The sequence below is a fragment of the Amycolatopsis sp. cmx-11-51 genome (assembly GCF_047608665.1).
In the GTDB taxonomy this organism is placed as follows: domain Bacteria; phylum Actinomycetota; class Actinomycetes; order Mycobacteriales; family Pseudonocardiaceae; genus Amycolatopsis.
Window position 1 is genome coordinate 473,548 of sequence record NZ_JADNQO010000002.1, and the last position, 12,146, is coordinate 485,693.

General features: G+C 69.9%; 9 protein-coding genes and 1 pseudogene. 6 read left to right on the forward strand and 4 right to left on the reverse strand.

The window, feature by feature from the left end:
- Window positions 1-2 precede the first annotated feature (2 nt).
- The 4 genes from ACM6LU_RS11150 to ACM6LU_RS11165 all read left to right on the forward strand — a co-directional run bounded on the left by ACM6LU_RS11150 (window position 3) and on the right by ACM6LU_RS11165 (window position 4,450).
- Window positions 3-1,490: a PucR family transcriptional regulator gene (locus ACM6LU_RS11150; protein WP_414937552.1), complete on the forward strand. Its 1,488-nt coding sequence runs from the start codon at window positions 3-5 to the stop codon at window positions 1,488-1,490.
- A 307-nt stretch (window positions 1,491-1,797) separates the two neighbouring features.
- A complete protein-coding gene (locus tag ACM6LU_RS11155) occupies window positions 1,798-2,475 on the forward strand; it encodes a response regulator transcription factor (protein ID WP_414937553.1) in 678 nt (225 codons plus the stop codon).
- The gene (locus ACM6LU_RS11160; protein WP_414937554.1) at window positions 2,472-3,599 is read left to right on the forward strand and encodes a sensor histidine kinase; all 1,128 of its coding nucleotides are present in this window, start codon (window positions 2,472-2,474) and stop codon (window positions 3,597-3,599) included. The genes ACM6LU_RS11155 and ACM6LU_RS11160 overlap by 4 nt, the downstream gene beginning before the upstream one ends.
- Before the next feature lie 26 nt (window positions 3,600-3,625).
- Window positions 3,626-4,450, forward strand: coding sequence for an aldo/keto reductase (locus ACM6LU_RS11165; protein ID WP_414937555.1), 825 nt, complete (start codon window positions 3,626-3,628; stop codon window positions 4,448-4,450).
- A gap of 161 nt (window positions 4,451-4,611) precedes the next feature.
- Here ACM6LU_RS11165 and ACM6LU_RS11170 read toward each other — a convergent pair whose 3' ends face one another.
- Complete coding sequence (locus tag ACM6LU_RS11170; RefSeq protein WP_414937556.1) at window positions 4,612-6,225, reverse strand: twin-arginine translocation signal domain-containing protein; 1,614 nt, start codon at window positions 6,223-6,225, stop codon at window positions 4,612-4,614.
- Window positions 6,226-6,351: 126 nt separating this feature from the next.
- Between ACM6LU_RS11170 and ACM6LU_RS11175 the strand changes: the two genes are divergently transcribed.
- Window positions 6,352-6,852 carry a permease-like cell division protein FtsX gene (locus ACM6LU_RS11175; RefSeq protein WP_414937557.1) on the forward strand — a complete coding sequence of 167 codons (501 nt, stop codon included), beginning with the start codon at window positions 6,352-6,354 and terminating at the stop codon, window positions 6,850-6,852.
- A gap of 157 nt (window positions 6,853-7,009) precedes the next feature.
- On the opposite strand, the gene ACM6LU_RS11180 is transcribed toward ACM6LU_RS11175, so the two are convergent.
- Together ACM6LU_RS11180 and ACM6LU_RS11185 are read right to left on the reverse strand one after the other, a co-directional pair.
- Window positions 7,010-9,121: a 3-hydroxyacyl-CoA dehydrogenase NAD-binding domain-containing protein gene (locus tag ACM6LU_RS11180; protein WP_414937558.1), complete on the reverse strand. Its 2,112-nt coding sequence runs from the start codon at window positions 9,119-9,121 to the stop codon at window positions 7,010-7,012.
- A complete protein-coding gene (locus ACM6LU_RS11185; RefSeq protein ID WP_414937559.1) occupies window positions 9,121-10,353 on the reverse strand; it encodes a thiolase family protein in 1,233 nt (410 codons plus the stop codon). The genes ACM6LU_RS11180 and ACM6LU_RS11185 overlap by 1 nt, the downstream gene beginning before the upstream one ends.
- A 192-nt stretch (window positions 10,354-10,545) precedes the next feature.
- On the opposite strand from ACM6LU_RS11185, the pseudogene bla reads away from it, so the two are divergent.
- Window positions 10,546-11,462, forward strand: a pseudogene (gene bla, locus ACM6LU_RS11190) (class A beta-lactamase).
- 55 nt (window positions 11,463-11,517) lie between these two features.
- Here the strand turns inward: bla and ACM6LU_RS11195 are convergent.
- Window positions 11,518-12,105, reverse strand: a complete 588-nt coding sequence (locus ACM6LU_RS11195; protein ID WP_414937560.1) for a D-alanyl-D-alanine carboxypeptidase family protein — start codon at window positions 12,103-12,105, stop codon at window positions 11,518-11,520.
- Window positions 12,106-12,146: the final 41 nt, after the last annotated feature.

Below are 12,146 nucleotides of genomic sequence, written 5' to 3' on the forward strand. Positions count from 1 at the left end.
GAATGACCCAAACTCACGATCCGCTCGACTCAGAGGTGAATGTCCCGTTACGGGCCGTGGTCGGCAACCCGGAACTGGCACTCGACCCGGTCGTGGAGACGCTGCGCCCTGGCGCGCTCGACGCCCCGGTGCGCTGGGCGCATGTGAGCGAGCTGCGGGATCCCGCGCCGTACCTGCTCGGTGCGGAACTGCTGCTCACCGCCGGGGTGAACCTGCCGGTGGAGCCGCCGGAGATCGACCGCTACGTCCGGCGGCTGGCCGGCAGCGGGATCTCCGCGCTGGGGTTCGGGCTCACCCCCGGCGCCTACGAGACGCTGCCGCCGTCGCTGCGGGCGGCCTGCATCCGTTACGGCCTGCCCCTGCTGGTCGTCCAGCCGCGTACGCCGTTCCTGGCGATCAGCCGGGCGGTGTCGGTCGCGCTGGCCGAGGCGGGACAGCGGGAACAGCGGCGGATCGCGGTCGCGCGCGAGGCGCTGACCAGGGCGGCCGGTGACGGGCTCGGCGAGCTGACGAGCGCGCTGGCCGCACGGTTGCGGGCATGGGTGGCGCTGGTCGGCGTCGGTGACGTCCTCGCCGCCGATCACGGCACGCCGTCACCGTGGCCGGCCGAGGTCCGGGAACTGGTCGCCACGCTGCGGGCTGGCCGCGGGATCCGCAGTGCGACGACGGAACTGGCCGACGGCACGCACGTGGTCGCGCAACCGGTGTACCCACAGGCGACGGCGTCGTATCTGGTCGTGGTCGGCCGCGTCGAGCGGTTCGACGGCGCGGACCGCGCGATCCTGTCGGTCGGGGCGGCGCTGCTCGGACTGGCGAGCCGCGCGGGTTCGGACGCGGCCGGGCTCGGCGCCACCGCCACCGCGTTGCTGCTGGGGGAGACCGACGTGGCAGGCGCGGACGAGCGCCGTCTGGTCGCCGGGATCGCCTACCGCCGCGGCCCCACCGAGGCCGCCGCGCGCTACGACTGGCTGCGCGCCCGGCTCGACACCCCGCTCGTGCGGCTGCTGCCGGGACCGCGGTTCGACGCGATCGTCGGCGAGGCGCCGGAGATCGGAGACCTCGACAGGCTCCGCGCCGACGGTTGGCTCGCCGTGGTGAGTTCGCCCGTCCCGCCCGATCGCCTTCCCGAGGCCGTCACCGAAGCCGAATCGCTGCTGGGGCGGGCCGCCGCGCTGGAACGGCCGGTGGTCGCGGAAGCGTCGGGGCTCGGGTTGGACGCGCTGATCACCCCGGGCGCGGCGGCGGGGTTCGCCGCCCAAGCGTTGGCGCCGCTGCGCGAACTCGACCGGAAAGGCGACCGCGAACTGGTCAAAACGCTGCGAACCTGGCTCGCGCACCACGGCGGCTGGGACCGGACGGCCGCTCAACTCGGCGTGCACCGCAACAGCGTCCGGCACCGGATCGGGCAGATCGAACGGGCGCTGGAGGTGGACCTGGCGGACCCGGAGATCCGGATGCGGCTGTGGTTCGCCCTGCGCTGGGTCTCGTGAGTGTTAAAGCCAACCGTGTCCTAGGTACCTATGGTGGGGTCGGGATCGCGGTCCGTGAAGGACTCCTTGAGGGACCCAGAGTCCCTCAAGGAGTCCTTCACGGACTCGGAACACTCGGTTGGTCGCCTCAGTGGCCCCACCAGTGACGACGATGGCGCGTGAAGGCCCCCTTCACGCGGCTCAGCCGAAGAAACTCGACCTTCACACCTTCCTGTACTTCCTGCGGACAGACAAGCGCGACAGAACCGCCCTTACCGCCCACGAGTCCAATCAGGTCACTCTCAGGAATGTGTGGCAACGTAGGGTCGTGCGAATTCTGGTAGTCGAAGACGAAGAACCCCTCGCCGACGCGATCGCACGCGGCCTGCGGCGCGAGGGGATGGCGGTGGACATCGCGCTCACCGGTGACGACGGGCACGAAAAGGCCACTGTCACCCGGTACGACGTCGTGCTGCTCGACCGTGACCTGCCCGGCATGTCCGGTGACGACCTGTGCCGCGAGATCGTCGCGTCCGGCGAGTTGACGCGCGTGCTCATGCTCACCGCGAGCGGTTCCGTTTCGGACCGCGTGGACGGGCTTTCGCTCGGCGCCGACGACTACCTCGCCAAGCCGTTCGCCTTCCCCGAACTCGTCGCGCGGGTGCGGGCCCTGGGCCGCCGCGCGACCCCGGCCGCGCCGCCGCTGCTGACTTCGGGCGACGTCGAACTGGACCCGGCGAGGCGGACCGTCCGTCGCGCGAGCGGTCCGGTCGAGCTGACCCGCAAGGAGTTCGGCGTGCTGGAGGTGCTGCTGTCGGCCGCGGGTTCGGTGGTCAGCAGCGAGGAACTGCTCGAACGCGTGTGGGACGAGAACGCCGACCCGTTCACCACCACCGTCCGGGTCACCGTGATGACCCTGCGGAAGAAACTCGGCGAACCGGGGATCATCGAAACCGTCGTCGGCTCCGGCTACCGGGTGCCGGAGCAGGGGACCGCACGCGGGTGAACCTGTCCGGTGCCCGCAGCCTGCGTGGGCGGGTCACACTGCTCGCGACCGGGCTGGTGGCGCTGGTCAGTCTCCTGTTGCTTTGGCTGACCTGGAATCTGGTCGGCGACGCCGTTTCCGCCGTCCCGCAACTGCCGCCGGGCACCACGGTGCGGGTCGACGGCGTCGACGTCGACGCGTCGGCCGTCACCGAGCATCTGCGGGTGTACGCCCGGAACCGCGTGCTGCTGTTCGGCGCGGTCGCGTTCTGTTTCGTCGTGCTGGCGGCGGGGATCCTCGCGTGGACGTTCACCGCGCGGGTCCTGCGGCCGCTGCGCGAGATCACCGGGACGGCACGGCGGCTGTCGATCGAATCGATGGGGGAGCGGATCGGCGAGGTCCGCACCAAGGACGAACTCGCCGAACTGGCCGAGACCTTCGACGACATGCTCGACAGGCTGCAGGCCGCGTTCGACGCGCAACGGCATTTCGTCGCGAACGCCAGCCACGAACTGCGGACGCCGCTCGCGGTCATCCGCACCGAACTCGACGTCACCTTGGCCGACGAGGAAGCCGACGAAGCCGAACTGCGGCGAATGGCGGGCGTGGTCCGCGACGCGACCGAACGGGCGGAGCGGCTGGTCGGCTCGCTGTTGCTGCTCGCGCGGACGGACGGCGCGGGGCTGGTGGCGAGGGAACCGGTCGACCTCGCGGCGATCGTCGCGAGCGCGTGGCGCGCGGTGCGGGCCGACGCCGAGAAACGTGGCATCCGCACCGAATTCGCGACCCCCGGCGCACCGACGTTCGGCGATCCCGCACTGCTGGAACGTATCGCGGGCAATCTCTTGGAGAACGCCGTGCGGCACAACGTCGAGGGCGGCTGGCTGGACGTCGTCACCCAGGCCGGTCCACAGTGGTCGGTGCTGCGGGTGCGGTCGTCCGGCGGCCTGCTCGACCCGGCCGCGGTCCCCGGACTGTTCGAACCGTTCCGCCGCGCCGGTGTCGCCAGGACCGCCCGCACCGGGGCGGGGCTGGGACTTTCCATCGTGCGGGCCGCCGTCCAGGCCCACGGCGGCCTGGTCTCCGCGGAACCCGTTGTGGGCGGCGGTCTTTCGGTGACCGTCCACCTGCCCGCGCTGCCCTGACCCGCCGCCGGGGTTACGGTTCGAGGATGGTCCCCAGTATTCGGCTGAACAACGGAACGTCCCTGCCCCAGCTCGGATTCGGGGTGTACAAGATCGGCGACGACGAGGTCACCGGCGTGGTCCGCACCGCCATCGAGGCGGGCTACCGCGCCATCGACACGGCGACCCTGTACGCCAACGAACGCGGTGTCGGCGAGGCCGTCCGCACCAGCGGGCTGCCGCGCGAGGAACTGTTCGTCACCACGAAACTGTGGAACACCGAGCACGGTCACGACTCGGCGTTGCGCGCCTTCGACACCAGCATGAGCGAACTCGGCCTCTCCTACGTCGACCTGTACCTGATCCACTGGCCACTGCCGTCGCAGGACAAGTACGTGGAAACGTGGCGGGCGCTGGAAAAGATCGCCTCCGACGGCCGGGCGAAGGCGATCGGTGTCTCGAACTTCCAGCTCCCGCACCTGGAACGGCTGATCGAAGAGACCGGGACCGTCCCGGCGGTGAACCAGATCGAGTGCCACCCGTGGCTGCAGCAACCGCTGCTCCGGAACTTCCACGAGAAGCACGAGATCGTCACCGAGGCCTGGGGCCCGCTGGCGCGAGGCGGGGACCTGCTCTCCGATGAGAAGATCACCACCATCGCGCGGAAACACGGCAAGACGCCGGCTCAGATCGTGCTGCGGTGGCACATCGAGATGAACCACCTGGTGATCCCGAAGTCCGTCACGCCCGAACGGATCGAAGAGAACATGGACGTCTTCGACTTCGCGCTCGACGCGCACGACGGTGCCGCGATCGCAACCCTGGAGCAGGGCAAGCGGCTGGGGCCGGACCCGGACACGCTGGGCGCGTGAGCCCGCAAGTAGTCCTCTAGTTGCGGTTCGCCGGCGCCAGATCCGCCTCCGCACCGGCCCGGCGGGGCCGGTGAAAAGGCGGTCGGCACGCGGATGTCCTCGCCGATCCCCGCGCCTGCCAGTTCTCCTGCACGCACGAGCAGTCGCCTGCTCAGGGAGAGCTACGCCTGAGGGACGTCCACGAAAATTGGATTCCCGTAGAGCCAGAGGTCCTCGAACGGGTTCGACTGCCCGATCACGTCCGCGCTCGGCTCGATCCCGCCGGGCACGCGCTTTTTGCCGTCCGTGCCGCGCGTGCGCACGAAGAATGATTCGCGCACGTTGCGGAAGGTGTGCCGGAAGGCGACCGTCCGCCCCGGAGCCCACCGCGGTTCGAAGGAGCGCACCACGCGGGTACCCGGCGCCGACTGGGTGTCGCGGTCGGAGACGGGGCCGGTGACCGGTCCCGAGATGAGGTCGAGCCGTGCGAGCCGGGGGATCGCGCCGCCGCCGTTGGGCCGGGCCGCCAGTTTCGCCGAGACGACGACCGTGACGTCGGACCCGCGCCGGACCCGCAGCCTGCCGCCCATCGTCGCCGAGGTCCAGCCGCTGTACGCGCCGAACTCCAGCTCCTGCGCGAGCCCGCCGTGGACCACCCAGACGCGTCCCGCGCGCAGGCCTTCCAGCACACCTTCGTGGCTCCGGCGGGTCACGCCGACGACTGTGCGGCTGAACTCAGCGGGGGCGAAGTCCGCGTACGGGGGCAGAGTCTGCGGGATGCCGGTGTCGATCGGGTCCGGGTAGCCGCCGTGCTCGTCGTAGTAGCCGTCCGGGACGCCCGGCCGGACGAGGGTGTCGCCGCGGTTGTAGTGCGAGTCGGAGTTGCTGGTGATCCACCACGGCTTTCCTTCGGCCAGCAGGGAATCCCAGAGCCCGCCGACGGTCGCGGTGCTCCAGTCGAATCCGCCGTGAGTGCGGTAAGCCGCCTCCGGGAAGCCCGGCCACGAGTTCGAACCAGGCGAGTTGCCGTACCCGCCGCGGGCGCCACCGCCGCTTCCGAGTGGTTTGGGGAAGCCGTCGGCCTGCGCTCCCGGCGCGCCCTCCATGCCGATGACGATGCCTGGTGAGGCGTCGCGCAGCGCGCGGATCTCGTGCGGGGCGATCCGGCCGTTGCGCAGCGGGTGGTTGATCACCACCACGGGCGCGTGGATCCGCCGCGCGCGTTCTTCGGCGGCGAGCCAGCGGATCGCCTTGACCGCCAAGGCCTCGTTGTCCGGGGTACCCGCTTCGGTCCCGGTCAGCCGCCAGTCGAAGGCACGCTCGAACTCACGCAGCTTCGCGGCCTGGTTCGCGCCCGCCTGGAAGAACAGCGTCGCGTGCTCGGCGCCCGGCACGTTCCACTCCATGCCCTGCCACAGCAGGAGATCACGGTGCTCGCGCTGTGCCGCCCGGATCGCGGCGTTCGTCCGCTCCACCGACGACTTCTCGTGCGTGGCGTGGCCGTGATCGGTGATCACCGCCCAGTCGGCGCCGTGGCGGCGGGCGCCGTCGGCGATTCCGTCCACCGTGTACATCGCGTCGTAGGAGTACTGCGTGTGGATGTGGTGATCGCCCACCAGCCACCGGTAGTGGTCCCGGCCGAAGAGCCGTCTGACATCGATGTCGAGGGCGATGTCCAGATCGAGGGCTTCCGCCGGGGTGGTGGCGGTGAGCGGCGCGCCCGCGGCCACCGCGGACACGAGGCCCGCGCGTTTGAGGAAGCCGCGGCGGTCCACGCCAGGTTTTTCGCTGTTCACCGGCGGCACGCTAGAGAGCTTCGCTGAACGGGCGGTGTCCGAGCGGCCAACGAACGGCGCCGTGTGATGATCGTCCCTGTGGAAGACGAAAGAAGCAGACCGAGAGCGTCTCGCCGATCGCTCTGGGTGCTCGGTGCGGTCGCCTTGCTCGTCGTCGTGGCCGCCGTGACCACGGCCGTCGTGGTGCTCGGCGGGGTCGGTGCGACGCCGACGTCCGTCGTGGCGCAACCCCGGGACACCACGCCCGCCGCGCTCGGCAAACGTGAACTCTGCGGGATCCAGCTGGTCATGTACGTCGAGACCGACCAGGACATGACCGCCGCGGCGGAGAAGCTCCGGGAAGACCCGAAAGCGCGTCGCGTGCTGACCGAGACCAAGCGACAGGCCTACGAGCGGTTCCGTGAGATGTTCGCGAGCCGACCGGATCTGCTGGAGCAGACGAGCCAGGACGCCCTCCCGGCGGTCGTGCACCTCGTACCCGTCACCGGGACCGACCCCGAAGCGTGGGCGGCGGATTTGCGGCAGCGCTTCCCCAAGGCGACGAAGGTCGACGTGCTCGATCCCGCGCCGATCGCCGCGCGGATGAAGGTCACGCCCCCGCCCTGCCCGCCTTCCGGCGAACGGTGACAGCTCGTCTCCCCGGGGGGATGGCCGGGGAGACGAGCTTTCCCGCACCAGCACAGAGTTTCACGAAAACGCGGCCACTTGCCACAAAATCCACGAAAAACGCACAAGGCCACCGTCGGCGATCAGGAGATCGCCGACGGTGGCCTTGTGTTCGACGTCAGGAGAGCGGAACGCTCGCCACTCCCGGTGCCAGGAACGGCTTGCCGTTGACCTTCTCGGACACCCCGGCCCGGTCCAGGTACGGCGTGATGCCGCCCAGCCAGAACGGCCAGCCCGCGCCGAGGATCAGGCACAGGTCGATGTCGTGGGCCTCGGCGACCACGCCCTCGTCGAGCATGATCCGGACCTCCTCGGCGATCGCGGCCAGTGCGCGGTCACGCACCTGCTCGGAGGTCGACGGCGAGTCGCCGCGCTGCCAGAGCGCGTCCACCTCGGGGTCGACGGTCGCGTTGCCCTTGTCATCCCACTGCCAGACGCCCCTCTTACCCGCCTTGACAAAGCGGTCGAGGTTCTCGCTGACGGTGAACCGGTCCGGGAACGCCTCGTGCAGGGTTTCCCCGACGTGGAGGGCGATCGCCGGGCCGACCAGCTGCATCAGCGTCAGCGGCGTCATCGGCAGGCCCAGCGGTTCCAGCGCCTTGTCGGCGACCTCGAACGGCGTGCCCTCGTCGACAGTCACCAGCACCTCGCCGAGGAACCGCAACAGCAGCCGGTTGACCACGAACGCGGACGCGTCCTTGACCAGCACGCTCGACTTCTTGAGCTGCTTGCCAAGGGAGAACGCGGTGGCGAGGGCGACGTCGTCGGTCTTCTCCGCGCGGACGATCTCCAGCAACGGCATCACCGCGACCGGGTTGAAGAAGTGGAACCCGACCACGCGCTCCGGATGCTTCAGCTGCGACGCCATCGCGGTGATCGACAGCGACGAGGTGTTCGTCGCCAGGACCGCCTCGGGGGAGACGTACTGCTCCAGGTCGGTGAAGACCTTCTGCTTGACGCCAAGCTCCTCGAACACCGCTTCGATCACGAAGTCGGCGTCAGCGAAGGCGGATTTGTCGAGCGAGCCGGTGACAAGCGCTTTCAACCGGTTCGCGCCGTCTGGCGAAACCCGCTTCTTGGCCAGTAGTTTGTCGATTTCATCGTGCACATACGACACGCCCTTGTCGACCCGTTCCTGGTCGACGTCGGTGAGGACCACCGGTACCTTGAGGCGGCGCACGAACAGCAGCGCCATTTGGCTGGCCATCAGGCCGGCGCCGACGATGCCGACCTTGTTCACCTTGCGGGCCAACGACTTGTCCGGCGCACCGGCCGGTCGCTTCGCGCGCTTGTTGACCAGGTTGAACGAGTAGAGCCCGGCACGCAGCGTGTCGTCCATGAGCAGTTCGGCGAGGCCGTCGGTCTCGGCCGCGTAGCCGCGGTCCAGATCGTTCTCGCGGGCCAGCTCCAGCAACTCGACGGCCTTGGTCGCGCCGGGGGAGGCGCCCTTGGTGCGACCATCCACAATGGCCTTGGCACGGCCGATCGCGGCGTCCCACTCGGCACCGCGGTCGATCTCGCGGCGGACGGGGGTGATCGCGCCGTTGACGACCTTCGCCAGCCACAGCAGGGACTGCTCGAGGTAGTCGGCCGAACCGAAGACCTCGTCGACGATGCCGAGTTCCGCCGCCTGCGCGACCTTCAGCATCTTGTTCTGCGCCAGCGCGTTCTCGATGATCACGGTGACCGCGGCGTCCGGCCCGATGAGGTTCGGCAGCAGCTGCGTGCCGCCCCAGCCAGGGAACAGGCCGAGAAAGACCTCGGGGAACGCGATCGCTGCGGTGTTCTCCGACAGCGTGCGGTAGTGGCAGGAGAGCGCGAGTTCGAGCCCGCCGCCCATCACCGCGCCGTTGATGAACCCGAAGGTCGGGATCTCGGTTTCGGTGAGGCGCCGGAACACGTCGTGCCCGGTCTGCGCGATTTCCCGCGCCAGTGCCGGATCCGCGACCGCTTCGACACCGGACAGGTCGGCGCCGACGGCGAAGATGAACGGCTTGCCGGTGACCGCGATCGCGGCGGGCTCGGCCGCGAAGGCGGCGTCGATCGCGGCGTTGAGGCTCACCAGGCCCTGCGGGCCGAAGGTGCTGGGCCGGGTGTGGTCGTGGCCGTTGTCCAGGGTGATCAGCGCGACCGGCTTGTCGAGCCCGGGCACCTTGACCAGACGCGTGACCGCGTTCGTGACGACCTCGTCGGGAAAGGCGGCTTTCGCCTGCTCAGCGGTGAAAGTCATTACTTCGCCCCCTCGAATGCCGGGTTCTCCCAAAGCACGGTGCCGCCCATGCCGATGCCGATGCACATGGTGGTCAGGCCGTAGCGCACGTCGGGGCGCTCGGCGAACTGACGCGAAAGCTGCGTCATCAGCCGGACGCCGGACGACGCGAGCGGGTGACCGCAGGCGATCGCGCCACCCCACTGGTTGACGCGTGGGTCGTCTTCGGCGATGCCGAAGTGGTCGAGGAACGCGAGCACCTGGACGGCGAACGCCTCGTTGATCTCGAACAGGCCGATGTCGTCGATCGACAGGCCGGTGCGCTGGAACAGCTTCTCGGTGGCGGGTACCGGGCCGATGCCCATGACCTCCGGCTCGACGCCGGCGAAGGAGTAGCCGACGAGCCGCATGCCGATCGGCAGGCCGAGTTCGCGGGCGGTGTCCTCGTCGGCGAGCAATGCCGCGGTGGCGCCGTCGTTGAGACCGGCCGCGTTGCCCGCGGTGATCCGGCCGTGCGGACGGAACGGCGTCTTCAGCCCGGCGAGCGTCTCGAGCGTGGTGCCCGGGCGCGGCGGCTCGTCCTCGGTCGCGAGGCCCCACCCGAGTTCCTTCGAGCGGGTGGCGACCGGGACCAGCTCGGGCCCGATCTTGCCGGTCTTCACGGCCTCGGCGTACTTCTCCTGGCTGCGCGCGGCGAAGGCGTCGGTGCGCTGCTTGGTGATCGCCGGGAACCGGTCGTGCAGGTTCTCCGCGGTCTGGCCCATCACGAGCGCCGTCGGGTCGACGAGCTTGTCGGCGATGATGCGCGGGTTCGGGTCGACGCCCTCGCCCATCGGGTGGCGGCCCATGTGCTCGACGCCGCCGGCGATGGCTATGTCGTAGGCGCCGAAGCCGATCCCGCTCGCGGTGGTGGTGACCGCGGTCATCGCGCCCGCGCACATGCGGTCCAGCGCGAAACCGGGTACGGACTTCGGCAGGCCCGCCAGCAACGCGGCGGTGCGGCCGATGGTCAGGCCCTGGTCCCCGATCTGGGTGGTGGCGGCGATCGCCACCTCGTCGACGCGCTCGGGCGGCAGCTCGGGATGCCGCCGCAGCAGTTCACGGATGGCGTTGACGACGAGGTCGTCGGCACGGGTGCCGGCGTACATGCCTTTTTCGCCTGCCTTGCCGAAGGGCGTTCGCACCCCTTCGACGAAGGCGACATTGCGTACCGACCGCGCGTTCGGCGCGAGCGGTGTTGCTCCTGCGGCCACGAATGCTCCTGAAGTAGAGGTAGTCCTGACCGCACCCTAGCCCTGGTTACCCGTCGGTAACCAGGATGGTGGCCCGGTCGAGTGGGGGAAGGCACACTCCTGGGTTCAGTGGGGTCGTCTACCTCCGCCGCTTGGCCGATCCGGGGACGGTGGGGAAGTTGCTATGTTCGAAGTGATCAAGGGGGGATCACGATGACATCGCCGGGGCCGGCCGTCACCCGTCGCGCGCTTCTGGGGATGGCGGTCCTCGCGCCGCTGGCCGCGTGCACCGCGGAATCCCGCCCGCGACGCCGTCGGCTCCCCCGCCGCCCCCGCCTCCCACCACCCGGCAGTTCCACGACCGGCTGATGGAGCTGGAGAAGAAGTTCGACGCGAGGCTCGGCGTGTACGCGCTCGACACCGAAGGCGGCGGCACGGTCGAACACCGCGCGGACGAGCGGTTCGCGTTCTGTTCGACGTTCAAAGGTGTCGCGGCGGCCGCCGTCCTGCACCGCAACCCGTTGTCGCACCTGGAAACCAGGGTCACGTATTCACGGGACGACCTGATGAAACACGCCCCGGTCACCGGGCAGCACGTGGCCACCGGGATGACGATCCGCCAGCTGTGCGACGCCGCCGTCCGGTTCAGCGACGGCACCGCGGGCAACCTGCTGCTGCGGGACCTCGGCGGTCCCCAGGAGCTGACGGCCTTCGCGCGTGGCCTCGGCGACACCGTCACCCAGATGGACCGGCTCGAACCGGCGATCACCGAGGCCACCCCCGGCGATCCGCGCGACACCACGACACCGCGGGCGTTCGGCACCGACTACCAGAAGATCGTGCTGGGTGACGCGCTACCGAACGACAAGCGCGACTTCCTCCGCGACCTGCTCCAGCGCACCACCACCGGCGCCGAGCGGATCCGGGCGGGGCTGCCGCCGGGCTGGGCCGTGGCCGACAAGACCGGGACCGGTGACTACGGCACGCTGAACGACATCGCCGTCGTGTGGCCACCGGGCAAGGCGCCGATCGTCATGGCGATCATGTCCAGCAAGGCGGCCAAGGACGCGCCGTACGACCAGGCGCTGCTCGCGGAGGCGGCTAAGTACGTAGCCGAAACGCTCGCCTAGTCGCGCTTCGCGCGGCGATCTCGCGTGCTTGGACGAGTTCGGTCTTCAAGCACGTCTAGTTGCCGGTGGCGCTGGGGAGCAGGGCGGGGCAGCCGCCGGTGACGTAGGCCGGGTCGTACTCGAAGTGCCACTTCTCGTTGTCGTAGCGGCGGCACCAGCCCAGCGCGCCGCCGTTCTTGTCGACCCACGCGGCCGAATTCAGCGGCTGGATATCGACGGCGATTCCCTTGACGTGCATGGACGTCTCCGGCTGCAGTGCCCACTTCTTGGCCTGCTCGACCGAGCCGAACCGCTCGACGGCCTTGTCGAACTCGCGTTGCTGCTGGCTCCGGCTGCGCTTGCCGTCGTTCACGCACAGCTCGATGTTCTGGGCCTTGGCCTTGGCGCGCAGGGCTTTCCACGCGTCGACCACGTCCGGGCGCATGCCCGTGGTCTCCTCGTCGACATAGCGCTTGTCGACGGCGCACGTCGGGCCGGTATCAGGGCCAGGGACCTCTTCGAGGACCGCGAGCGCCTGCCCGGACACCGGTTTGACGGCCACGCCGGTGGCTCCCAGCACCACCATCGCGATGCCGACGAGCCCCAGCGCCGCGAACACGCTGATAGCGGTCCTGCGGCTGGAGGTGAATGTGGTGGGCACCACTCCGAAGTTACCTTCTGCCCGGTGGGCCGCCAGGGTTTGTG